This is a genomic window from Roseicella aerolata, assembly GCF_020523605.1.
Taxonomy (GTDB): domain Bacteria; phylum Pseudomonadota; class Alphaproteobacteria; order Acetobacterales; family Acetobacteraceae; genus Paracraurococcus; species Paracraurococcus aerolatus.
The window spans coordinates 20277-42361 of record NZ_JAJAQI010000025.1; the positions used below are offsets into that span (position 1 = coordinate 20277).

Consider the following 22085-nt stretch of genomic DNA (forward strand, 5'->3'; position numbering starts at 1 on the left):
CATGGGGCGTGCCTCCGAAGCAGTTGGGGCCTGGCTCCCGGCCGCCCCCCGCGCCCGCGCGCGGCGCGGGCTGACCGAGGCGGAGCGCGCCCTCTGGACGCTCTACACCACGCGCGCCCAGGTGGCGCCGCTGCCGGGCAAGGCGCTGGCGCCCCTGCCGGCACCGGCCGCGGCACCCGCCGCCGCGGCACCCACCCCTGCGCCGGCCGCGGCCGCGCCCCGGCCCGCGCCCCCGGTGCAGCATCGCGGGGTGGAGCTGCAGATCGGCCATGCGCCGCCCGGCCTCGACGGCAAGCGCTGGAAGGCGCTGCGCCGCGGCGACACCCGGCCGGAGCGGACGCTGGACCTGCATGGCCGCCGCGCCCAGGACGCCCATGCCGCCGTCCGCCGCTTCCTGCATGAGGCGCAGGCGGATGGCCTGCGCTGCGTCGCCATCGTCACCGGCAAGGGCTCGGTCGGGCATGAGCCCGGCGTGCTGCGGCGGGAGCTGCCGCACTGGCTGAACGCGCCGGAGCTGCGCCACCTGCTGCTCGGCGCCGCGCACCATGCCGCGGGCAATCCCGGCGCCGTGATCCTGCTGCTGCGCCGGCCCAAGGGCCCGCGGGGGTGACCCCCTTCGGCGCCCGTCTGCGCACGCTGCGGGAAGCGCGGGGGGTGACGCTGACCGAGCTGGCGCGCGCGCTGCATGTCTCGGCCGCCTATCTCTCGGCGCTGGAGCACGGGCATCGCGGCCGGCCCTCGCCCGGGCTGATCCATCAGGTGAACGAGTATTTCGGCCTGATCTGGGACGATGCGGAGGAGATGGCGCGGCTTGCCCGCATCTCCCACCCGCGCGTGGTGGTGGACACCTCCGGCCTCTCGGCCGAGGCGACGGCGCTGGCCAACCGCCTGGCGCGGGACATCCGGCGCCTGCCGCCGGAGACGATCGCGGCGCTGCATGCGGTGCTGGAGGCGGTGCCGCCGAAGGGGTAGTGGCCCGCCGGTGCGCCCCGCAGCGATCCGCTCTAGGCCCCGGCCAGCGGCCCGCCCAGCAGCTTCGCCGCATGGGTCACATGCCGCCCGCCATGGGCCTTGCGGGAGACCAGCACGCCTGTGTGGCGGTTGTCGTGCAGCGTGCCCAGGCCGAAGCCGTGGCTGCGCAGCAGCAGGAAATGGTCGGTGATGCGCAGCAGGTACCAGCCCTGCTCCAGCCCGTCCCGGACGAAGCGGATCAGGCTGCGGCGGCGCTCCGGCAGGGCAAGCGGGGCGTAGGGGATGCCGGCCATCTCCAGCCCGCCCAGCAGGTCCCGCCAATAGGCCGTGACGATCGGCCCCTCGGCGGGGTACCAGGGCGGGGCGATGGCCCGCAGCATCGCGCTGGCCTCCGCATAGCTGCGTCCCGTGGCCAGGGCCAGGGCGGCGGGGCCGCACCAGGGCGTCTCGCCCTGGTTCTCCTCCAGCAGCGCCAGATGCCCGCGCAGCGCGGCCGGCGCGGACTGGAGCTGGCCGGCATCGCTGCGGAGATGGTCGCCGGCCGGCCGGGGCGGAAGGGACATGGGGGGCATCCTGCGGGTGTCGCGGGGCCGGGCGCCCGCCGTGATCGCAGGATCGTGTACAATCACAAATCAGTCAATCAGAGTTTCGAAGGAAACCGGTCCGGCGCCCGGCTGCGGAGTGCCTGCAGTATGGAACAGCAATCCACTCTGGCCCTTGGTTCTCGAGCAGAGTCACGCGGCGGTCGTCCACGTCCCCCCGCGATCTGCCCTACCGCAGCAGCACCCCGTGCCCGCGCAGGAAGTCCAGCAGCGGGAGCAGCGGCAGGCCGAGGATGGCGCTGTGCTCCCCCTCCACCCGGGAGAACAGTTGCACCCCGGGCCCCTCCAGCCGGTAGGCCCCGACCGAGGACAGCACCGCCTCCCCCTCCGCCGCCAGATAGGCGTCCAGGAACTCGTCGCCGAAATCGCGCATGGTCAGGCGCGGCCGCGCGATGTGCTGCCAGACCCTGCCGCCATGCCGCCAGCAGACCAGGGCGGAGACCAGGGTATGGGTCCGGCCGCGCAGCGCCCGCAGATGCGCCCGCGCCCCGTCCAGGTCGGCCGGCTTGTCGAACCAGCGGAGGCCGCCGTCCTCCTGCGGGCAGACCAGCATCTGGTCGGCGCCGATCACCAGCGCCTCCGGGTGGCGGCGGGCGATGCGCTGCGCCTTGGCCTCGGCCAGCAGCATGGCGGCGTCGTCCGCGCTCAGCCCCTCGGCCTGGGCGCTTTCCTTGAGCGCGGCCTCGTCCACCGCCGCCGCCTCCGCCGTGAAGGCAAGCCCGGCGCCGGCCAGCACCGCCCGCCGGGCGGCGGAGGCGGTGGCGAGGATCAGCCGCGGCTCGGGCCGCTGCAGCGCCGGCATCACGCGCCGCCCCCGGCGGCCGGCACCGCGGCCGCGGGCTGCGGCGCCGTCTGGCCGCGGCGGGCGTGCCAGGCATCCATCAATTGCAGCACCGTCGCCGCCGTCTCCTCGATGCTGCGGCGCGTCACGTCGATCACCGGCCAGCCGCGCGCCGTGCACAGGCGGCGCGCGGCCAGGATCTCGGCCTTCACGCTCTCGGGGTCGATATAGTCGGTGGTGCTCTGCCGGACGCCGTCGGCGCCGATCAGCCGCAGCCGGTGGCGGCGGATCTCGATCAGCGCCGGCGCCTCGATGGTGAGCCCGACCACGGGGCAGGGGGGGTTCTCGATCTCCCGCGGCAGCGGGGCACCGGGGACGATCGGCACGTTCGCCGCCTTGATGCCGCGATTGGCCAGGTAGAAGCAGGTCGGGGTCTTGGAGGAGCGGGAGACGCCGACGAGGCAGACATCCGCCTCCGCGATGCCGGCCGTCCCCTGCCCGTCGTCATGCGCCAGCACATAGTGCATGGCGTCGATCCGCCGGAAATAATCGGCATCCATCACATGCTGGGCCGCCCGCTTCTCCTTCGCCTGGGCGCCGATCTGGCTCTGCAGCAGGTCCATGGTCTGGTCGAGGACCGAGAGGCAGGGCACGCCCAGCCGCTCGCACACCTCCTCCAGCGCATGCCGCAGGCTGCGGTCCACCAGGGTGAAGAGCACCGGCCCCGGCTCGTGCTGCACCCCTTCCAGCACCCGGTCGAGCTGGAGGCGGGAGCGGACGAGGCTCCAGCGGTGGTGGATGACGTGATGGTCCTCGAACCGGGCGAGGGTGGCGCGGGCGATGGAATTCAGCGTCTCCCCCGTGCTGTCGGAGACCAGGTGGAGGTTGATGGCGCGGTGGGGCATGGCGGGAGAATCCCGTGAACGGCGGGGGATAATGGGGACAACTCTGGACCGCCAGATGGGACCGGGGGACTGGGTTAACGAGTCCTGTCCGGACCGACCGGCGGGAGGATCGCGACGGGGGTCGCGACGGGAATCCGGGCGACTCCCTTTTATCCCCATGATTCCACCGAGTCGCCGGACATTCCTGCTGTGGACGGGGCTGTGGATCGTTCGCGAACCAATTGTCTCCACATCATCCACAGGCCCTAATTGCCCTACCACCTTTTAAGAATCCTGTTTTCTTGCGAGAGAGTGCGGCCATGGAGAGTGAACGCCCCGCGCCGGCCATGGCGACCCCTTCGAAGCCCATGCTGCGCGCCCTGGGGGGCGAGGCCGTCTGGCCCCCGCCGATGTGGCTGATGCGCCAGGCCGGCCGCTACCTGCCGGAATACCGGGAGGTGCGGGCCCAGGCGGGCGACTTCATCGCCCTGTGCACAAATCCGGAGCTGGCGGCGGAGGTGACGCTGCAGCCGATCCGCCGCTACGGCATGGACGGCGCCATCCTCTTCTCCGACATCCTCATGGTCCCCTGGGCCATGGGGCAGCCGCTGAGGTTTGCGGAGGGCGAGGGGCCGCAGCTCCAGCCGGTGCGCGACGCGGCCTCGATCGGGGCGCTCGACCCCTCGGTCTGCGTGGCCAATGCCGCCCCGATCTTCGAGACGGTGCGCCTGGTCCGGGCGGCGCTGGACGCGCATGCCCCGAAGGTCACCCTGATCGGCTTCGCCGGCAGCCCCTTCACCGTCGCCTGCTACATGGTGGAGGGCCATGGCAGCCGGGACTTCGCCGCGGCGCGCGGCATGGCCTATGCCGACCCGCAGCTCTTCGGCACCCTGATCCGGACGCTGGTCACCGCGACCACCGGCTACCTGCTGGCCCAGGCCGAGGCAGGGGCCGAGGTGCTGATGCTGTTCGACTCCTGGGCCGGCATGCTCTCCCCCTCCCAGTTCCGCCGCTGGGTGATCGAGCCGACCGGGCAGATCGTGCGGAACATCCGCAAGGTGAACCCGACCATCCCGATCATCGGCTTCCCCCGCCTCGCCGGGCCCATGCTGGCCGAATACGCGCAGCGGACCGGCGTGCAGTGCCTCGGCGTGGATACCTCGATGGACCTGCGCTGGGCCGCCACGGCCGTCGCGCCGCACCAGGCGCTGCAGGGCAACCTCGATCCGCTGGCGCTGATCGCCGGCGGGATGGCGCTGGAGACGGAGGCGCGCAGCATCCTCGGGACCATGCGGGGCCGGCCCTTCGTCTTCAACCTGGGCCATGGGATCGAGAAGACGACGCCGCCCGAGCATGTCTCGGCGCTGGTGCGGCTGGTGCGGACGGGCTGAGGCGCGCGCGGCTGGCGGTTATCCACAGCACCCGGGCGTTATGGCCTTGACCTGCCCCCGCGGCATGTCATCTCCGGCACATGGACCAGACCGCGGCCGCCAGCCCTCCGACCCCCATCCAGGACCGATCCGGCGCGGCCCGGCCGCGCGTGGCGATCGTGCTGTTCAACCTCGGCGGGCCTGACCGGCCGGAGAGCGTCCGGCCCTTCCTCGAGAACCTCTTCATGGACCCGGCCATCCTGCGGGTGCCCGGCTTCATCCGGCCCTGGCTGGGGAAGTTCATCGCCAGGCGCCGCACCAGGGCGGCCTCCGAGAACTATGCCATCCTCGGCGGGAAATCGCCGCTGCTGGAACTGACTGAGGGGCAGGCGCGGGCGCTCGATGCCGCCCTGGCGGGGGAGGCGGCGGAGTATCGCTGCTTCGTTGCCATGCGCTACTGGCACCCGATGAGCGAGGAGGCGGCGCGCGCCGTGGCCGCCTGGGCGCCGGATGAGGTGCTGCTGCTGCCGCTCTATCCCCAGTTCTCCACGACGACGACCGGCAGCAGCCTGGCGGCCTGGGAGGCGGCGGCGCGGAAGGCGGGGCTCTCGGTCCCGACCACCACCCTCTGCTGCTACCATTCCGACCCTGCCTTCGCGGAGGCCACCGCCGCCCTGGTGCGCGGCGCCTGGGACAAGGCGCGGGCTGGCCTGCCGGAGGGCGTCCCGCTGCGGATCCTCTTCTCCGCCCATGGCCTGCCGGAGAGCATCGTGAAGGCCGGCGACCCCTACCAGTGGCAGGTCGAGCAGACCGTCGCCGCGGTGGTCGAGCGGCTCGGGATCGAGGGGCTCGACCACGTGGTCTGCTACCAGTCCCGGGTGACGCCGCAGAAATGGATTGGCCCCTCCACCGAGGCGGAGCTGGAGCGCGCGGCGCATGACAAGGTGGCGGTGCTGGTCTGCCCCATCGCCTTCGTCTCCGAGCATTCCGAGACGCTGGTCGAGCTGGATGTCGAGTACCGGGAGGAGGCGGAGCGCCTCGGCGTGCCCGGCTACTTCCGCGTGCCCGCCCAGAACAGCGATCCGGGCTTCATCGCCGCGCTGCGCGACCTGGTGCGCGGTGCCCGGGCCGGCGGCCGGGCGCTGTGCAGCTTCGCGGGCGGGCGGCAATGCCCGAAACCCTTCGGCGACTGCCCGCATGCCCGGGCGAAGGCGCGCGTGAAGGAAGCGGCGTGACCCTTCCGCCCGCGCGCCGCCCCGCGGCGGTGCTGTTCGATTGCGACGGCGTGCTGGCCGACAGCGAAGGGCTGGTGAACCGCATCGTCGCGGCCGACCTGACGGCGCGCGGCTGGCGGCTCTCGCCCGATCAGGCGCGCGAGACCTTCCTCGGCATGGCGCTGCCGGACATGCTGCCGATGATCGAGGCACGGGTCGGCCCGCTGCCGCCGCGCTGGGCCGGGGAGCTGGGCCAGGCGATCTCCGGTGCGCTGATGGAAGGGCTCGATCCGGTGCCGGGCGCGCTGGCCGCGCTGCGGGCCGTCGCGGCGGCCGGCCTGCCGGTCGCCGTCGCCTCCAACTCCTCCCGCATCGAGTTGCGGGCGAAGCTCGGCCGGCTCGGCATCGCCGGGCTGTTCGGGGAACGGGTCTTCAGCTTCGAGGATGTGGCGGAGCCGAAGCCGGCCCCGGACATCTACCTGGCCGCGGCGGCGGCCTGCGGGGCGGCACCCGCGGCCTGCGTGGTGGTGGAGGACAGCCTGCTCGGCTGCCGCGCCGGCATCGCCGCCGGCTGCCGCGTGCTGGGCCTGACGCGGGAGACGGATGCAGCGGTCCTGGCCGCGGTCGGGGCCGAGCCCTTCGCGCGCATGGAGGACCTGCCGCGGCTGCTGGGGCTGCAGGAGAAGGCGGCGTGACCTTCGACCTGCTGGCGCCCGCCTACCCCTGGGTGAAGGCCTTCCACCTGATGGCGGTGATCGCCTGGATGGCCGGGCTGTTCTACCTGCCGCGGCTCTTCGTCTATCACAGCCAGGTGCCGGTGGGCGGGGAGCAGGACGCGCTGTTCAAGGTGATGGAGCGCCGCCTGATCCGCGCCATCATGAACCCGGCGATGATCGTGGTCTGGCTGCTCGGCATCACCCTGGTGTTGACGCCGGGCATCGTCAGCTGGACCGCGGGCTGGTGGCATGTGAAGCTGCTCTCGGTCATCGGCATGACCTGGTTCCACCACCATCTCAGCCTCGGGCGGAAGGCGATGGAGCGGGGGGAGCGGCCGCGGACCGAGCGCTACTGGCGCGCGATGAACGAAGTGCCGACTGTCCTGATGATCGCGATCGTGCTGATGGTGATCGTCAAGCCGTTCTGAGCCCGGGGTCTTGAACTTGCCTGTCGCGCGGACCAACTCCGCGGTTGACGGGCGGTGGCGCGGTCCCTAGGGTCGCGGTGCTCCCTGGGGTGGTGCAGGCGTTTCGCGCCGTGCCGCCCTACCTCCCTCCTCTCCTCGGGACTTCGCCGGCCGACGGCCCCGATCCGTTCCTGCAAGCAGGTAGCGGACGTGTTCGCGGCACAGGCGGAACGGCCGGGGCATCGGCGCGGCTCCTCCGCGCCACTGCCGGCCTGACTGGGAAGGGTCCCGCTTCCCCGGCATATGGACGCGCTGCGCCATGCATCTTTCCGAACTCAAGGCCAAGAGCCCCGCCGAACTCCTCTCCTTCGCCGAGGAGCTGCAGGTCGAGAACGCGTCATCCCTGCGCAAGCAGGACATGATGTTTGCGATCCTGAAGCAGCTGGCGGACAACGACCAGGCCATCTACGGCGAAGGCACGCTGGAGATCCTGCCGGACGGCTTCGGCTTCCTCCGCAGCCCGCAGGCCAATTTCCTGCCCGGCCCGGACGACATCTATGTCTCCCCCGCCCAGGTGCGGCGCTTCGGCCTGCGCACCGGCGATACGGTGGAAGGCCAGATCCGCGCGCCGAAGGATGGTGAGCGCTACTTCGCGCTGCTGAAGGTCAACGCCATCAATTTCGAGCCGCCGGAGATGCTCCGGCACCGGATCAACTTCGACAACCTCACGCCGCTCTATCCGACGCGCCGGCTGAAGATGGAGAACCCGGACCTCGAATCCGTGGCGAAGGGGCCGACCAAGGACTACACCCACCGCGTCATCGACCTGATCGCGCCGATCGGCATGGGCCAGCGCGCCCTGATCGTGGCGCCGCCGCGCACCGGCAAGACGGTGATGCTGCAGAACATCGCCAAGTCGATCACCGCGAACCACCCCGATGTCTTCCTGATGGTGCTGCTGATCGACGAGCGGCCGGAGGAAGTCACCGACATGGCCCGCACCGTGCGGGGCGAGGTGGTGGCCTCCACCTTCGATGAGCCGGCGACGCGCCACGTCCAGGTGACGGAGATGGTGCTCGAGAAGGCCAAGCGCCTGGTCGAGCACAAGCGGGACGTGGTGATCCTGCTGGATTCCATCACCCGCCTCGGCCGCGCCTACAACTCGGTCGTACCCTCCTCGGGCAAGGTGCTGACGGGCGGCGTGGACGCCAACGCCCTGCAGCGCCCGAAGCGCTTCTTCGGCGCGGCCCGCAACATTGAGGAAGGCGGGTCGCTCACCATCATCGCCACCGCGCTGATCGACACCGGCAGCCGGATGGACGAGGTGATCTTCGAGGAGTTCAAGGGCACCGGCAACTCCGAGCTCATCCTCGACCGCAAGCTCTCGGACAAGCGGACCTTCCCGGCGATCGACATCACCAAGTCCGGCACCCGCAAGGAAGAGCTGCTGGTGGACCGCAACACCCTGTCCAAGATGTGGGTGCTGCGCCGCATCCTGAACCCGATGGGCATCCAGGACGCGATGGAGTTCCTGCTGGACAAGCTGAAATACAGCAAGACCAACCAGGACTTCTTCGACGCGATGAATACCTGACCGCGGTCGCGTCGCGGAAGCGCCGGCCGGCGCGGGCAGCGCCCGCCGCCGGCAGGGACGGCCGGGCGCCGCCGGTCCCCAGGGGTCGGCCGCGGAAGCGCCGGACGCCCCGGAACGGACCCCTGCCCCGCGGGCAGTGACCTGCGGAGGATTGCCTGCAGACCGGCATCGAAGGCCGGTCCGCCGCAGCTCCCCGCCTCGTTTCGCCGCCGTCTGCGCCTTCGCATCCCCCCTTCCGCGGCGGCGCACCCGCGCTGCGGGCAGCCCGGCCATGCGCGTTCCGGCCGGCAGCCCGCCTTGTCCGGGCCAGCCGCAGCGGCGATGATCCACAGGGGAAACGCCGGTAGGCCGATGCAGCAGACTCTCGACGCCGCCATGCGGCGGAACCTCTTCCTCCTTGCCTGCTGCCAGGCGATCGGGCAGGCCGGCAACACCATGATGTTCGCGGCGACCGCGCTTTCGGTCGTCACCTTCTACCCAAACCGCGACCTCGCCACCCTGCCGGTCACCATGCAGCATCTCGGCGTGATGCTCGCGGTCTTCCCGGCCGGGCTGCTGATGCAGCGCATGGGGCGGCGCTTCGGCTTCCGCACCGGCTCGGTATTCGGCATGGCCGGGGCCACCGTGGTGGGCCTTGGCCTCTTCACCGCCAATTTCATCCTGATGTGCCTGGGCGGGCTGATCCTCGGCTATGCCGTCGCCAGCCTGCAGATGTACCGCTTCGCTGCGGTCGAGCTTGCCCCGCCGGCCTATCGCGCCAAGGCCATCTCCTGGGTCACGGCTGGCGGCGTGGTGGCGGGCATCCTCGGGCCGAGCCTGGTGCGACTGACGCATGACCAGGTGGTGCCGCTCTACCTCGCGACCTATGCGGCGATGGTCGGCATCCACCTGACCGTCTTCACCATCATGTCCTTCATCCGCTTCCCGCCCATGCAGGGCCCGGGCTCGATCACCGGCGGGACGGATGCGGCCGCGGCCCTGCCGCCGCGGCCCTTGCGGGAGATCGCGTCGCAGCCGCGCTTCGTCGCGGCCGTGATCTGCGGCATGGTCGCCTTCGGCATCATGTCCTTCCTGATGAGCGCCTCGCCACTCGCCATCGTCGCCTGCGGCCTGCCGCATGCGGAAGCGCACTGGGTCATCTTCCTGCATGTGATGGGCATGTTCGTGCCGGCCTTCTTCACCGGCAACCTCATCACCCGCTACGGCACGCTGAACGTCATGTTCGCCGGCATCGCGGTGCTGCTGGCCGGCGTCGCGGCGGCCCTCGCCGGCCAGTCGGAATGGCATTTCCGCATCGCCCTCACGCTCAACGGCGTCGGCTGGAATTTCCTCTTCGTCGGCGCGACCACGCTGGTGACCACCTGCTACCGGCCGAGCGAGCGCGGCAAGGCGCAGGCGCTGAACGACTTCCTGGTCTTCGGCACCACCGCCGCCGCCAGCTTCCTCGCCGGCTTCCTGCAGGAGAGGCTGGGCTGGGCCCCGCTCAACTGGTATTCGATCGCCCTGCTGGTCGTGGCGCTGCTGGCGACCGGCTGGCTGCGGGTGCAGCGCCAGCCGGCCCAGGCGGTGGCGTAGATCGGCTCGCTCCGGGGTATTCACGTCCCGGAGCGATCGCCTGCCCTTTCACCCTTCGTGACCATCGGTGGATCAGGGTTCCGGCGGGAACGCGGTCCGCCATGGCGCGGCGGCCCGGACTGCCGGGCCATTCAGGCCGGATGCGCGATGCGCCTCGCCTGCCATCCGCCGGGAGCTTTCCGTGTCCGACCCGACCCAGCCCACCCCCTATGACCGCATCGGCGGCGAGGCGGGGGTGCGCCGCCTCACCCAGCGCTTCTACGAACTGATGGACAGCCTGCCGGAGGCCGCCGCCTGCCGCGCCATCCACCCGCCGAGCCTCGGGAATTCCGAGCAGAAGCTGTTCGAGTACCTGACCGGCTGGCTCGGCGGCCCGCCCCTGTTCGTCGAGCGGCACGGCCCGCCCATGCTGCGCCGGCGCCACCTGCACGCCCCGATCGCCGGGCCGGAGATCGAGGGCTGGCTCGCCTGCTTCCGCCGGGCCTGGGCGGAGACGGTGGCGGATCAGGCGCTCGGCGCGCTGGTGCTGCCGCAGGTCGAGGGCCTGGCGCGGCATATGCGCAACCGCGCGGAGGGCTGATACCCGCTGGTGGCCCCTGCGGGGTGGCCGGCGGCTCGGCGGCGAGCCTCATGCCCGGCGCATGACGTCCCGACCTGCGGCCCGCGGCCCATGCCGCGACGCCAGCGCCCGGAGGGCCGCCAACATGAGCCCTTCGGATACCCGGCGGGACCGGGGCGAGGCGGAGCATGCCGTGATCTCGCCCAAGGGGCCGTGATATCCTGTCCCCATGGACCCCCAGCCCAACGACCTCGCCACCATCCTCCGCGCCGCCGTCTTCGCCGCCCGCATCCACGCCACCCACCGCCGCAAGGGCGCCGCGTCGGAGCCCTATGTGAACCACGTGCTGGAGGTGGCGGAGATTCTCGCCGCCCATGCCGCGCCGCCCGCGGCCATCATCGCCGCCCTGCTGCACGACACCGTGGAGGACAGCGACCAGGACCCGGAGCCCTGCACCCTGCCCCAGATCGAGGCCGCCTTCGGCGCCGAGGTCGCCGGCATCGTCGCCGAGGTCTCGGACGACAAGTCCCTGCCGAAGGAGGTGCGCAAGGGCCTGCAGGTGCGGAACGGGCCGAAGAAATCGGATGCCGCGAAGCAACTGAAGCTGGCCGACAAGATCTCCAACCTCCGCGCCATCAGCGCCAGCCCGCCCAAGGGCTGGGACCATGCGCGGCGCCTGGAATATGTCGGCTGGGCCGGGCGCGTCGCCGCCGGCCTCCGCGGCGTCAACCCGGCGCTCGATGCGCTGTTCGAGGCGACCTACCGGGAGGCGGTGCAGCGCCTGGCCGCCGAGGGCTGAGCATGGCCGGGAAAGTTGTTTCTTTGGTCAGCTAACCGATAGTCTCGGCCGCATCCCTTCGCAGGATGCGGGATGCAGGATCTTCTGAAGCTGCCGCAACTCCTCGCGGTGGTCGTCACGCTCGGCGTGCTCGGCTGGGCCCTCGGCCGCTGGGCCATGCGCCTGGTCCAGGTTGCGCTCATCGGCCTCTGGCGGCACCGGGCCCGGCATGCGGCGGGCCTCGTCGTCGCCGCCCTGGTCGCCCTCCTGGTGGGCTGGGGTCTCGCCCGGCTCTGGCGGCTCGGCTTCGATGCGTTCGCGCCCGAACCCCTGCCGGGCTGGCTGCACGCCGTCGCGCGGGACTGGCTCTCCCTCCTGGTGCCGCTCGCTGCCACCCTCTCCGGCCTCCTCGCCATCGGCGGCATGCTCGGGCGCTGGCGCCGGCTCGTGCCGGCAGGGGGCTTCGAGGCCGAGCCGCCGCCGCTCGGCCCTGCCCCGCCCCGCGCGGCGGGCGGCCGGCGCATCGTCATCCTCTGCGACGGCACCGGCAACGCGCCGGACAGGATGGAGGATGGCCGGCCCGCCACCACCAATGTCTGCAAGCTCTCCCAGGCGCTGCTGAACGATGAGACGCAGACGGTCTGGTACCTGCCGGGCGTCGGCACCGGCGTCTCCTCCGCCGCGATCGGGGCGCAGCGGGTGCAGTCGCTGCTCTCCATCTTCGGCGCCGGGTTGGTGGCGCAACTCGCCTCGCTCTGGGTGCGGCTCGTCGCCCTCTATGAATCCGCGGCCGGCGGCGGCGTCGCGGAGGCCGCGACGCGGGCCTATACGGAGATCGTCCGGCAGTACCGGCCGGGCGACCGCATCTACCTCATCGGCTTCTCCCGCGGCGCCTATACCGTGCGCGTGGTCGCCGGGATCATCCGCCGCTCCGGCCTGCTGAAGGCGGGCAACATGGTCTATGCGCCGGACCTGGTCCGGCTGCACCTCGCGCGGCGGCAGTCGCGGCAGGGCGTGCCGATCGACCCCTCCCTGCTCTGGCCGGAGGTGGATGTCGAATTCCTCGGCGTCTTCGACACCGTCGCCTCGCTCGGCGCGCCGCTCTGGGGCTGGTGGTTCACCCTGCGCGGCCTGGTCTCGCGCGCCGCCTACCACACCGATCCGGCGCCGATCTGCCGCGGCGTCTACCACGCCATGGCGATGGATGAGCGCCGCGCCCAGTTCTTCCCCACCCCCTTCAACCACCCGGCGGAGGGAAGCTGGACCGAGCGCTTCGAGCAGGTCTGGTTCCGCGGCGCGCATGCGGATGTGGGCGGCGGCTATGCCGATACGGGCCTCTCCGACATCGCGCTCGACTGGATGATGCAGAAGGCGGAGGACCATGGCCTCTCCTTCCATCCCGGCCTGCGCGCGGCGCTGCGCCCCGACCCGCTGGCGCGGCTGCATGACGAGATCGCCCGCCGCCCGGCCTGGGGCTGGATCGGCAGTTGGCCGCGCTGGCATCCCGTGCCCGGCGATGCCAGCCATGATGCCGGCGTACGAGGCCGGCTGCATCCCAGCGTGGCCGAGCGGGCGGAGGCGTCCCGCCGATTGCTGCACCGGCCTGACCTGCTGCGCCTCGCGCCCGATGAGGCGATCGAGATCTGGACGGAGGCACACCGGAGCTGGGACCGCACCGGCCTCGTCATCGAGCCGGGGGCGGCCTATCGCATCACCTGGCTCGGCGGTGCCTGGCGCGATGCCGGCCATGCCCCCACCGGCCCGGCCGGGCAGGTGGCGCGCGGGCTGGACCTGCGCCGCCCGCTCTTCTGGCGCCGCCGGCTGCCGGGCGTGGACTGGATGGCGCTCTCGGCCACCGTCGCGCACCGGCGCGCCTGGCCGCTGGAGGAATACGGGCTGCTGCGGCTGATGGCCTATCTCTTCTGGCGCGACCCGGAGGAACTGCGCCGGCAGGTCGCGCCGGTCGGAGCCAGCCTGCGCCGGCCCGGCGATGCCCTGGTCCTGCACAGCCAGGCGCCGGCGGGCGGGCTGCTCTACCTCTTCGCCAATGACTGGTGGCAGACCGCGGCGAACAACAGCGGCAGCCTGGCGCTGGAGGTGCGGCGACTGGCCGCGCCCGACCCGGCCTGCCCGGTCTGGCGGCTCCGGCCGGACGGCAGCTGGGAGGCACCGGGGCCGGCGGACGCGCCTGCGGCGGATGGCCTTCCTGTCTGAACGCCGATCCGCCGCAGCTATCGGTCCTTCGCGGCCAGGCAGGCGCAAGCGCGGCGCCCTGCCCTGGCCAGCCGGACGCCGCGCCGCCATGCTGCCCGCCCCGATCCGGTGGAGATCCCCCGCATGCCCGAGGCGCCGCCCATGTCCCTGACGGCGATCGCCGCGCTCGAACGCGCCTGCCTCACTGCCCTGCCCGCGCCGCGCCATGCCTGGGACGGGCCCTTCGTCCTGAAGGCCTTCCTCGGCGGCACCGGCCGGGCCAATGCCTGCTGCGCGCTCGACCCCGCGCCCGATCCGGACCTCGCTGCCCGCATCGGGCGGATCGAGGCGACCTATCACCGCCTCGGCCTGCCCAGCCGCTTCCGCTCCACCCCGCTCGACCCGCCGGGCCTCGCGGAGGCGCTGCTGGCGCGCGGCTACCTCCCCGACAAGGACCCCACCATCGTCCATGCCGGCCCCCTCGTCCCGGTCGCGCGGCCGGATGCGGAGGTGCGTGACGAGGGCGGGCCGAGCGAGGCCTGGATGGCGCTGGTGGCGACGGCCGAGCACCAGACGCCGGCCCGCCGGGCGGAGAAGCTGCGCAACAAGGACCTGCTGGCCGCCCCGGGCGCCTGGCTGGTGCTGCGGGAGGAAGGGGTGGATGCCGCCTGCCTCTTCGCCGTGGCGGACGGTGCGCATTGCGGCATCTTCGACCTGGCGACGCGGCCGGATTTCCGCCGCCGCGGCCTCGGCGCCCGGCTCATCCGCGCCGCGGCGCAGTGGGCGCGGGGGCTGGGGGCGGAGGCGCTCTATGCCCAGGTGGCGTCGGGCAACCGGCCCTCGCGCGCCCTGCAGGAGAGCCTCGGGCTGCGGGAGGCGTATCGGTACAGCTACTACGTGAAGCCGACCGGGGGGTAGAGCAGGTCACGCCCGCCCGCGATCCGCTCTACCGCGCCCGCAGCCGCGGCTCCGCCGCCGATCTCTCCACCAGCAGGTCGAGCACCGCGCGCACCCGCCGCGGCAGGGCCCGCCCGCCGGGCCAGACCGCATTCACCTCCCGCGGCTCGGCGCGCCAGCCCGGCAGCACCGGGACCAGCCGCCCCGTCGCCACCTGGCCCATCACGCCCCAGGGCGCGAGCAGGGCGAGGCCGAGCCCGGCCTCCGCCGCCACCTGGACCGCGCCGATATCGTCGGAGGCGAAGCGGCCCTGCATCGGCACCGAGGCCGTGGCGCCATCCGGCCCCTCCAGCACCAGCAGGTCGCCGGGCCGCGCCGTGCGCAGGGTGCAGAATTCGTGCCTCGCCAGCTCCTCCGGCATCTCCGGCATGCCGGCCCGCGCCAGATAGGCCGGCGCGGCGAAGAGCGCGAAATCGACGCGCCCCAGCCGCCGCGCGATCAGCGATTGCTGCCGGATCGGGCCGATGCGGATGCCGAGATCGATCCCCTCCTCCACCAGATCCACGGGGCGGGAGGCCAGCCGCGCCTCCACCGAAAGCCCGGGATTGGCCAGCAGAAAGGGCGCCAGCCAGGGCAGCACCACCGCGTTGTAGAAGGAGGCGACGCAGGAGATGCGCACGAGGCCGGTGGGCGCCCCTTGCAGGCCGCGGGCATTCGCCTCCGCCTCCTCCAGCGCGTCGAGGATGCGCACCGCTTCCTGGTGGAAGGCCGTTCCTGCCTCGGTCGCCGAGAGGCCGCGGGGGGAGCGCAGCAGCAGCGGCACGCCGAGCCGATGCTCCAGCTCGGCCACGATGCGGGAGACGCTGGGCTGGCTCATCGCCAGGTCGCGGGCGGCGCGGGTGATGTTCCCCGTCTCCACCACCCGCCGGAAGACCTGGAGCTGCTGCAGCCTGTCCATGCGGCGCAGTCTACAGCGGATTGCGTTCAGAACTGAACGCCAGTCCGCTGTAGGTCATTGATTATAGAGCAGATTCACGCTCCCGGGCGTTCACGCCCGTCCGCGATCTGCTCCAGCCGGCCGCGCCGTGCGCGGCCGGACACCTCACGGCCATGGCGTCAGGGCAGCAGCACCGTGCTGCCGGTGGTCTGGCGGGATTCCAGCGCGCGATGCGCCTCGGCCGCGTCCTTCAGGGGATAGGTCTGGTTGACCTTGATGCTGACCGCGCCGGACCGCACCGCCTCGAACAGGTCGTTGGCCGTCGCCACCAGATCCTCCCGCTTCGCGGTATAGGTGTTGAGCGTCGGGCGGGTGACGTAGAGCGAGCCCTTGGCCGCCAGCACGCCGAGATCCGTGGTGACGGGGCCCGAGGCATTGCCGAAGCTGATCATCAGCCCGAAGGGGCGGAGGCAGTCGAGCGAGGTGAGGAAGGTGTCGCGGCCGACGCTGTCATAGACCACCGGCAGCATGGCGCCGCCCGTGATCTCCTTCACCCGCGCCGGGATGTTCTCGCTGGTCAGCAGGGCGTGGTCGGCGCCCAGCCCCTTGATCAGCTCCGCCTTCTCGGGCGTCGAGACCACGCCGATGACGGTCGCGCCCAGATGCTTCGCCCATTGCACCAGGATGCTGCCGACGCCGCCCGCGGCGGCATGCACCAGGATGGTGTCGCCCTGCTTCACGGGATAGGTGCGCTTGATCAGGAACTGCGCCGTCATGCCCTGCAGCATCATCGCCGCCGCCTGGGTGAAGTCGATCCCCTCCGGGATCTTCACCAGCTTCTCGGCCGGGGCGCAGCGGTATTCGGCATAGGCGCCGAGCGCGCCGGCATAGGCCACCCGGTCGCCGGCCTGCAGCTCGGTCACGCCCTCGCCCACCGCCTCCACCACGCCGGCGCCTTCCATGCCGATCGTCACCGGCATGGAGGGAGCCTTGTAGAGGCCGGTGCGGAAATAGACGTCGATGTAGTTCAGCCCGACGGCATGCTGCCTGATCAGCACCTCGCCCGGCTTCGGGCTCGGCTTCGGCAGTTCCTCCCAGACCAGCTTTTCGGGGCCGCCGTGCTCATGGACGCGGATGGCGTGGATCATCGGGAGGTTCCTTGGACAGTCGCCCCGCCCTGGGGCTGCATGAGGGGAAGTTCCCCCGCCCCGGCGCCGGCACGGGACCGGGCTTCGAGCGCGAGGAGGTAACGCTTCGTAGCCGCACCGTCGCCGCCGGAATAGCCGCCGAGGGAGCCATCCGCCGCCACCACGCGGTGGCAGGGGATGATGATGGGAATGGGGTTGTCGCCATTGGCCTGGCCGATGGCGCGGGGGGAGCGGCAGCCGATCTCGCGCGCGATGTCGAGATAGCTGCGCGTCTCCCCGGGCGGGATGCGGCGAAGCGCATCCCAGACCTTGCGGCGGAACTCGCTGCCATGCGGGTTCAGCGGCAGGTCGAATTGCGTGCGCTGGCCGTCGAAATAGTCGTGAAGCTGTGCCGCGGCCTCCCGCAGTAGCGGGGTCGGCGGCTCCCCGGCGCCCGCCGGGGCGACGCCGCGGCCCCAGTCGAGCGCGATGATCGCGCCGTCCTCCTCGAAGACGGTGAGTTCGCCGAGCGGGGTATGGATGGTGATGTGGGGCATGAAGCGGGGGATGGCACACCCAAGCCGGGCCAGCGTCAAGCGGATGCGCTGCCGGGATGATTATATGCACAGGCAAGAAATCACGCGGCCAGGAGGTCCTCGCGGCTGAGCGCGAGCGGCAGCAATGCGGGATCGGTGACGGGCAGGCCGCAACTGCCGTTGCGGCAGACATAGGCGGCCGGCTTGCCGCCGACCATGCCCTTGCCATGCGCGGGGTGGCTCGTGGGCAGGTCGCGCGCCCCGGCGGTCCGGATCAGCACCGTCGTCAGGTCCGGATGCGCCAGCGCGGTCGCCGCCAGCGCCCGGGCGCGCGGCTCGGCCGGGTCGCCGACCACCACCACCGTCGCGGCTTCGGTCAGCAGGTCGGTGGCGACCAGCAGGCCGGGCATGGCGGCCACCCCCTCGGATCCGGCGAAGGCGGCGATGGTCGTCTCCGTGGCAATGCGCCAGCGGTCATTGCCGGTCAGGTGGAAGAGCTTCGCCTGCACCTCGGCCATCATCCCGTTGCCGGAGGGGGTGGCGTTGTCCATGGCGCTGCGGCCGCGGACCAGCACATCCTGCGCATCCTCGGCCGAGGTGAAGTAGCCGCCATCGGGCGCGGCGAAATGCGTCTCCACCAGATCGGCCCAGGCGATGGCATTGCCGAGATAGGCGGCCTCCCCCGTCGCCTCGAACAGCGCGATGGCGGCGCGGGCCATGGCGGCATGGTCCTCCAGCAGGCCGGCCGCGGAAGCCTGGCCGTGGCGGAGGGCATGCAGCAGGCGGCCATCCGGGGCCAGCATGCGGCCGGCGACGAAGGCGAAGGCGCGGCGGGCGGGCAGCAGCCAGTCGGGACGGTCGAAGGCGAAGGCGGCGCGGGCGAGCGCCGCGATCATCAGCCCGTTCCAGTCGGCCAGCACCTTGTCGTCGCGGCCCGGCCAGACCCGCCTGGAGCGCGCATCCAGCAGCAGGGCGCGGCAGCGCGCGAGGGTGGCCTCGGCATCCTCGGAGAGGGGCGCCGCGGCGTGGCGGCGGTGGAGGATGTTCTTCCCCTCCCAATTCCCCTCCGGCGTCACGTCATAGACCTGGCGGAAGAGCGGAGCGTCCTCGCCCAGCAGCGCATCCACCTCCGCCGCCGACCAGACGTAGAATTTGCCTTCCTCGCCCTCGCTGTCCGCATCCTGGGTGGCGGCGAAGGCGTCGCCTTCCGCCACCATCTCCCGCAGCAGCCAGCCGACCGTCTCCTCGGCACGCTGCGCGAAGAGCGGGTCGGGCCGGTCGGCATGGACCAGCGCCAGCAGTTCCAGGATCTGGGCGTTGTCGTAGAGCATCTTCTCAAAATGCGGGACGAGCCAGATGGCGTCCGTGCTGTAGCGGGCATAGCCGCCGCCGAGATGGTCGTAGATCCCGCCCTGGGACATCCGCCGCAGCAGCAGTTCCACCGCCTCCGCGCAGGCCGGCTGGCCCAGGCGGTGGCGCATCTGCCAGAGTAAGCGGAAGATCGGCGGGCTGGGGAATTTCGGCGCGCCGCCGAAGCCGCCTTCCTCCTTGTCCGTGTGCTGGACGAGGCCGAGGGCGATGCGGGCCAGCACCTCCCGGTCCGGGACGGGTCCCGGCGCCGCCTGCGCCATCCGGGCGAGCGCGCCCTTCAGCGCCTGGACGTTCTGCGTGACCTTGCCGCCCTCGGCCCGGTAGGCCTCCTCGATGCCCTGCAGCACCTGGCGGAAGGAGGGGCGGCCGTAGCGCGGCTCCGGCGGGAAATAGGTGCCGCCCCAGAAGGGCTCGGCCCGCGGGGTCAGGAACATGGTCAGCGGCCAGCCGCCATGCTCGCCCATCAGGTGCAGGGCATTCATGTAGAGCGCGTCGATATCCGGCCGCTCCTCCCGGTCCACCTTGATGTTGACGAAGAGGGCGTTCATCAGCGCCGCCGTCTCCGGGTCCTCGAAGGACTCATGCGCCATCACATGGCACCAGTGGCAGGCGGCGTAGCCGACGCTGAGCAGGATGGGCCTGTCCAGCGCCTCCGCCTCGGCCAGCGCCTCAGGCCCCCAGACGCGCCAGTGCACCGGGTTGTCGGCATGCTGCAGGAGGTAGGGGGAGGTGGCGTGGCGCAGCAGGTTCTCGGGCGGAAGCCTGGACATCGGGGATCACCCTGGCCGCGAGAGGGGGAGGTCGCTCTTCTCTACATGGCGGAGTCGCGCCTCGGGGCGTTTCCGCCCTTCGGCGATCTGCCCTACATGGGGTGCGACGGGCCGGCTTCCCAGCAGTCGTCCCCTTAGGCCCACCGGAGAGAGACGCCTTGGCCGACGCACCCGTTCCCGCCGACCCGCCCCCCTATTTCCGTGCGCATGTCTTCGTGTGCTGCAACCGCCGGCCGGACGGGCACAAGCGCGGCTCCTGCGCCGCCAGGGGCAGCGAGAAGCTGCGGGACTACATGAAGGCACGGGCGAAGGAACTCGGGCTGGAAGGCGTGCGGATCAACCAGGCGGGATGTCTGGACCGCTGCGAATTCGGGCCGACGCTGGTGATCTACCCGGAAGGGGTTTGGTACCGGCCGGAGACGCCGGCCGATGTGGACGAGATCCTTGCGGCGCATCTGCAGCGCGGCGGGCGGGTGCCGCGGCTGATGCTGACCGAGAAGGATGTTGTCCCGAAGGGGTGATGCGCGTGGCACTGTCCGCGGGGGGCCCCGGAGATCCCGGTTGCGTGCTGCGTGACGGGGAAGCCCTGTCTCCCTGCGATCACCGCCAAGGCCAAAGCGTGGCTCCTCGGTGGCATGGCCGCCGATCTCCCATGGTTTTTCCCAGGGCTCGAACCCAGGCCGGGTCCAGGGGTCGCCTGACCCCTGGCGGGGGTGAAGGGGGCAGCGCCCCCCTCGATGCCGAATGACCGACACGATCTTCGCCCTGGCCTCTGGCGCCGGCCGCGCCGCCGTCGCCGTGCTGCGCCTCTCCGGCCCCGGCACCGCCGCCGCCCTCGCCGCTTTGGCCGGCGCCCTTCCCGCCCCGCGCCATGCTTCCCTCCGCCGCCTGCGCCACCCGCAGACCGCGGAGGTGCTGGACCGCGCCCTCGTCCTCTGGTTCCCGGGGCCCGCCAGCTACACCGGGGAGGACAGCGCCGAGTTGCAGCTGCATGGCGGCCCCGCCGTGATCGCCGGCGTCGCCGAGGCCCTGGTCGCCGCCGGCGCCCGACCGGCCGAGCCGGGGGAGTTCACCCGCCGCGCCTTCCTCAACGGCAGGCTCGACCTGACCTCCGCCGAGGGCATCGCCGACCTGATCGCCGCCGAGACCGCCGCCCAGCGCCGCCAGGCGCTCCGCCAGGCCGAGGGGGCGCTAGCGACGCTCTATGGCGGCTGGGCGACCCGCATCACCGCCCTGCTCGCCCGGCAGGAGGCGTTCATCGAATTCGAGGACGAGGACCTGCCGGCCGGGCTGGACGATGCGGTGGCCACCGCCGCCGCGGCGCTGCGGGCGGAGATCGCGGCGCATCTGGCCGACTCGAATCGCGGCGAGCGGCTGCGGGAGGGGTTGCTGGTCGCCATTCTCGGCGCCCCGAATGCCGGCAAGTCCTCGCTGCTGAATGCGCTCGCGGGGCGGGAGGCGGCGATCGTCTCCGCCCGCGCCGGCACCACGCGGGACGTGGTGGAGGTGCGGCTGGACCTGGCCGGCGTGCCGGTGACGCTGGCCGACACGGCCGGCCTGCGCGAGGCGGCGGATGAGATCGAGGTGGAGGGCATCCGCCGTGCCCGCCGCCGGGCGGAGGAAGCGGACCTTGTCCTCACCGTCTTTGCCGCCGACCAGGCGCCGGATGCGGAGACGCTGGCCTGGGTGAAGCCCGGCGTGCTGGTCCTGGCGAACAAGACGGACCTGGCGCCGGCGCCGGCCTCGATCGGCGGCATCGCGCCCCTCCCCGTCTCCGCCCGCACCGGCGATGGTCTGGCTGCCCTGCGTGCGCGGCTGGCGGAGGAGACCACGGCGCGCGCCGGCCTTGCCGCCGAAGCCCCCCTGACCCGCCCCCGCCACCGCGCCGCCCTGACCGAGGCCGCCGGCTGGCTGGCCGAGCTTGACACCGCTCCTCTGCCTGAACTGCGGGCCGAGGCGCTGCGGGCGGCGCTGCGGGCGATCGGGCGCATCACCGGCCGGGTCGGGGTGGAGGCGGTGCTGGATGCCGTCTTCGGCGAATTCTGCATCGGGAAGTGACGCCATGGCGATGACCGGCGACGAGATCCGCGACATCTACGGCCGCTGCGCGGCGGCGCGGCAGCGGCTTCAGGAAATGGCGGTGCGGGTGACCCCGCGCGAGAAGGTGCTGGAGCAGATGAAGCGCCTCGGCCTGTCCATGGATGCCGAGATGGGCCAGGTCTCGGAGGAGGAGCTGGCCTATGCCTTCGACCTGGCGATCTATACGGCGCCGCCCGGCCGCTCGCGCGCCATCGACCGGGTGGCGCGGCAGCATGCCCGCCTGCCCGGAGAAGGCGCGCTGGTGCTGAACGCCCTGACCCATTCCTGGCTGTCCATCTTCCGCGTGCTGGACCGGCACCCGGAGGAAGGGCTGATCGCCGAGGATGCGCTGCTGGGCGGCGAGGTCTGGCTGGTGGACCAGAACATTGCGGAGACGGCACCACCCGGCACCATCTTCGCTAGCCGCATCGGCCGGGTCTGGGGCTTCTGCATCAGTTGCGGCGTGGTGGCGACTCTGGACGAGGACCGCCTCGCCGGGGTGCGGGGCGTGCTGGAGCGCGGCGGCGTAGCGGCGGAGGAACTGGTGGCCGATACGCGCTTCGCCACCATGATGTGGCAGGACGGCCTGGGCTTCCGGATCGGCTAGAGCAGATCGCGGAGGGGCGTGAACGCCAGGGAGCGTGACTCCGCATAGCCGGTCACGGATTGGCGTTCAGTTCTGAACGCAATCCGCTGTACACGCGTGGCGCTTCGTCGTGCGCC

22 protein-coding genes are annotated in these 22085 nt (G+C 72.2%); 15 read left to right on the forward strand and 7 right to left on the reverse strand.

The window, feature by feature from the left end:
* The first annotated feature begins 1 nt into the window (after position 1).
* Entirely contained in the window at positions 2–610 is a 609-nt protein-coding gene (locus LHA35_RS16420) for a Smr/MutS family protein (protein ID WP_226609883.1), read from the forward strand.
* Positions 607–972 (forward strand): helix-turn-helix domain-containing protein, encoded by a 366-nt coding sequence (locus LHA35_RS16425; protein ID WP_226609886.1) that lies wholly within the window; start codon positions 607–609, stop codon positions 970–972. The genes LHA35_RS16420 and LHA35_RS16425 overlap by 4 nt, the downstream gene beginning before the upstream one ends.
* A gap of 32 nt (positions 973–1004) precedes the next feature.
* Here the strand turns inward: LHA35_RS16425 and LHA35_RS16430 are convergent, their stop codons facing one another.
* The 3 genes from LHA35_RS16430 to LHA35_RS16440 all read right to left on the reverse strand — a co-directional run bounded on the left by LHA35_RS16430 (position 1005) and on the right by LHA35_RS16440 (position 3260).
* Entirely contained in the window at positions 1005–1535 is a 531-nt protein-coding gene (locus tag LHA35_RS16430) for a hypothetical protein (protein WP_226609888.1), read from the reverse strand.
* A gap of 208 nt (positions 1536–1743) precedes the next feature.
* The gene (locus tag LHA35_RS16435; protein WP_226609891.1) at positions 1744–2376 is read right to left on the reverse strand and encodes a Maf family protein; all 633 of its coding nucleotides are present in this window, start codon (positions 2374–2376) and stop codon (positions 1744–1746) included.
* Positions 2376–3260 (reverse strand): pyruvate, water dikinase regulatory protein, encoded by an 885-nt coding sequence (locus tag LHA35_RS16440; RefSeq protein WP_226609893.1) that lies wholly within the window; start codon positions 3258–3260, stop codon positions 2376–2378. Before LHA35_RS16440 ends, LHA35_RS16435 begins: the two co-directional genes overlap by 1 nt.
* Before the next feature lie 326 nt (positions 3261–3586).
* Here LHA35_RS16440 and hemE point away from each other — a divergent pair, with 326 nt between their 5' ends.
* The 10 genes from hemE (at position 3587) to LHA35_RS16490 (ending at position 14563) form a co-directional block, all read left to right on the forward strand.
* Positions 3587–4630: a uroporphyrinogen decarboxylase gene (hemE, locus tag LHA35_RS16445; protein ID WP_226610010.1), complete on the forward strand. Its 1044-nt coding sequence runs from the start codon at positions 3587–3589 to the stop codon at positions 4628–4630.
* 80 nt (positions 4631–4710) lie between these two features.
* Positions 4711–5844 carry a ferrochelatase gene (gene hemH, locus LHA35_RS16450; RefSeq protein WP_226609895.1) on the forward strand — a complete coding sequence of 378 codons (1134 nt, stop codon included), beginning with the start codon at positions 4711–4713 and terminating at the stop codon, positions 5842–5844.
* A complete protein-coding gene (locus tag LHA35_RS16455) occupies positions 5841–6518 on the forward strand; it encodes an HAD family hydrolase (protein WP_226609897.1) in 678 nt (225 codons plus the stop codon). The genes hemH and LHA35_RS16455 overlap by 4 nt, the downstream gene beginning before the upstream one ends.
* Positions 6515–6967: a protoporphyrinogen oxidase HemJ gene (hemJ, locus tag LHA35_RS16460; RefSeq protein WP_226609900.1), complete on the forward strand. Its 453-nt coding sequence runs from the start codon at positions 6515–6517 to the stop codon at positions 6965–6967. The genes LHA35_RS16455 and hemJ overlap by 4 nt, the downstream gene beginning before the upstream one ends.
* 298 nt (positions 6968–7265) lie before the next feature.
* A complete protein-coding gene (rho, locus tag LHA35_RS16465; protein ID WP_226609902.1) occupies positions 7266–8540 on the forward strand; it encodes a transcription termination factor Rho in 1275 nt (424 codons plus the stop codon).
* Between the two features lie 351 nt (positions 8541–8891).
* The gene (locus LHA35_RS16470) at positions 8892–10115 is read left to right on the forward strand and encodes an MFS transporter (RefSeq protein ID WP_226609904.1); all 1224 of its coding nucleotides are present in this window, start codon (positions 8892–8894) and stop codon (positions 10113–10115) included.
* A gap of 181 nt (positions 10116–10296) precedes the next feature.
* Entirely contained in the window at positions 10297–10695 is a 399-nt protein-coding gene (locus LHA35_RS16475) for a group II truncated hemoglobin (protein WP_226609907.1), read from the forward strand.
* A 208-nt stretch (positions 10696–10903) separates the two neighbouring features.
* Positions 10904–11473, forward strand: a complete 570-nt coding sequence (locus LHA35_RS16480; RefSeq protein ID WP_226609909.1) for an HD domain-containing protein — start codon at positions 10904–10906, stop codon at positions 11471–11473.
* A 72-nt stretch (positions 11474–11545) separates the two neighbouring features.
* Positions 11546–13666 carry a DUF2235 domain-containing protein gene (locus LHA35_RS28695; protein ID WP_264185591.1) on the forward strand — a complete coding sequence of 707 codons (2121 nt, stop codon included), beginning with the start codon at positions 11546–11548 and terminating at the stop codon, positions 13664–13666.
* 123 nt (positions 13667–13789) lie between these two features.
* Positions 13790–14563 (forward strand): GNAT family N-acetyltransferase, encoded by a 774-nt coding sequence (locus LHA35_RS16490; protein WP_226609911.1) that lies wholly within the window; start codon positions 13790–13792, stop codon positions 14561–14563.
* Between the two features lie 28 nt (positions 14564–14591).
* Here the strand turns inward: LHA35_RS16490 and LHA35_RS16495 are convergent, their stop codons facing one another.
* The 4 genes from LHA35_RS16495 to LHA35_RS16510 form a co-directional block, all read right to left on the reverse strand.
* The gene (locus tag LHA35_RS16495) at positions 14592–15500 is read right to left on the reverse strand and encodes a LysR family transcriptional regulator (RefSeq protein WP_226609913.1); all 909 of its coding nucleotides are present in this window, start codon (positions 15498–15500) and stop codon (positions 14592–14594) included.
* 158 nt (positions 15501–15658) lie between these two features.
* Positions 15659–16627 (reverse strand): quinone oxidoreductase family protein, encoded by a 969-nt coding sequence (locus LHA35_RS16500; RefSeq protein ID WP_226609915.1) that lies wholly within the window; start codon positions 16625–16627, stop codon positions 15659–15661.
* Positions 16624–17163 (reverse strand): methylated-DNA--[protein]-cysteine S-methyltransferase, encoded by a 540-nt coding sequence (locus LHA35_RS16505; RefSeq protein WP_226609917.1) that lies wholly within the window; start codon positions 17161–17163, stop codon positions 16624–16626. The genes LHA35_RS16500 and LHA35_RS16505 overlap by 4 nt, the downstream gene beginning before the upstream one ends.
* 80 nt (positions 17164–17243) lie before the next feature.
* Positions 17244–19283, reverse strand: coding sequence for a thioredoxin domain-containing protein (locus tag LHA35_RS16510; protein WP_226609919.1), 2040 nt, complete (start codon positions 19281–19283; stop codon positions 17244–17246).
* A gap of 158 nt (positions 19284–19441) precedes the next feature.
* Between LHA35_RS16510 and LHA35_RS16515 the strand changes: the two genes are divergently transcribed.
* The 3 genes from LHA35_RS16515 to LHA35_RS16525 all read left to right on the forward strand — a co-directional run bounded on the left by LHA35_RS16515 (position 19442) and on the right by LHA35_RS16525 (position 21969).
* Positions 19442–19804: a (2Fe-2S) ferredoxin domain-containing protein gene (locus LHA35_RS16515; RefSeq protein WP_226609921.1), complete on the forward strand. Its 363-nt coding sequence runs from the start codon at positions 19442–19444 to the stop codon at positions 19802–19804.
* Positions 19805–20027: 223 nt separating this feature from the next.
* The gene (gene mnmE / locus LHA35_RS16520; RefSeq protein ID WP_226609923.1) at positions 20028–21341 is read left to right on the forward strand and encodes a tRNA uridine-5-carboxymethylaminomethyl(34) synthesis GTPase MnmE; all 1314 of its coding nucleotides are present in this window, start codon (positions 20028–20030) and stop codon (positions 21339–21341) included.
* 4 nt (positions 21342–21345) lie between these two features.
* The gene (locus LHA35_RS16525) at positions 21346–21969 is read left to right on the forward strand and encodes a hypothetical protein (RefSeq protein ID WP_226609927.1); all 624 of its coding nucleotides are present in this window, start codon (positions 21346–21348) and stop codon (positions 21967–21969) included.
* Positions 21970–22085 lie beyond the last annotated feature (116 nt).

Excerpts from the sequence above, each read along its gene's own strand:
- LHA35_RS16470 (WP_226609904.1), top strand. The coding sequence starts at position 8,892 with ATGCAGCAGACTCTCGACGCCGCCATGCGGCGGAACCTCTTCCTCCTT.
- LHA35_RS28695 (WP_264185591.1), top strand. The coding sequence starts at position 11,546 with ATGCAGGATCTTCTGAAGCTGCCGCAACTCCTCGCGGTGGTCGTCACG.
- LHA35_RS16505 (WP_226609917.1), bottom strand. The coding sequence starts at position 17,163 with ATGCCCCACATCACCATCCATACCCCGCTCGGCGAACTCACCGTCTTC.
- LHA35_RS16525 (WP_226609927.1), top strand. The coding sequence starts at position 21,346 with ATGGCGATGACCGGCGACGAGATCCGCGACATCTACGGCCGCTGCGCG.
- hemE (WP_226610010.1), top strand. The coding sequence starts at position 3,587 with ATGGCGACCCCTTCGAAGCCCATGCTGCGCGCCCTGGGGGGCGAGGCC.
- LHA35_RS16435 (WP_226609891.1), bottom strand. The coding sequence starts at position 2,376 with ATGCCGGCGCTGCAGCGGCCCGAGCCGCGGCTGATCCTCGCCACCGCC.
- hemH (WP_226609895.1), top strand. The coding sequence starts at position 4,711 with ATGGACCAGACCGCGGCCGCCAGCCCTCCGACCCCCATCCAGGACCGA.
- LHA35_RS16510 (WP_226609919.1), bottom strand. The coding sequence starts at position 19,283 with ATGTCCAGGCTTCCGCCCGAGAACCTGCTGCGCCACGCCACCTCCCCC.
- LHA35_RS16420 (WP_226609883.1), top strand. The coding sequence starts at position 2 with ATGGGGCGTGCCTCCGAAGCAGTTGGGGCCTGGCTCCCGGCCGCCCCC.
- LHA35_RS16500 (WP_226609915.1), bottom strand. The coding sequence starts at position 16,627 with ATGATCCACGCCATCCGCGTCCATGAGCACGGCGGCCCCGAAAAGCTG.
- mnmE (WP_226609923.1), top strand. The coding sequence starts at position 20,028 with ATGACCGACACGATCTTCGCCCTGGCCTCTGGCGCCGGCCGCGCCGCC.
- LHA35_RS16495 (WP_226609913.1), bottom strand. The coding sequence starts at position 15,500 with ATGGACAGGCTGCAGCAGCTCCAGGTCTTCCGGCGGGTGGTGGAGACG.
- LHA35_RS16480 (WP_226609909.1), top strand. The coding sequence starts at position 10,904 with ATGGACCCCCAGCCCAACGACCTCGCCACCATCCTCCGCGCCGCCGTC.
- rho (WP_226609902.1), top strand. The coding sequence starts at position 7,266 with ATGCATCTTTCCGAACTCAAGGCCAAGAGCCCCGCCGAACTCCTCTCC.
- LHA35_RS16440 (WP_226609893.1), bottom strand. The coding sequence starts at position 3,260 with ATGCCCCACCGCGCCATCAACCTCCACCTGGTCTCCGACAGCACGGGG.
- LHA35_RS16430 (WP_226609888.1), bottom strand. The coding sequence starts at position 1,535 with ATGTCCCTTCCGCCCCGGCCGGCCGGCGACCATCTCCGCAGCGATGCC.
- LHA35_RS16490 (WP_226609911.1), top strand. The coding sequence starts at position 13,790 with ATGCCCGAGGCGCCGCCCATGTCCCTGACGGCGATCGCCGCGCTCGAA.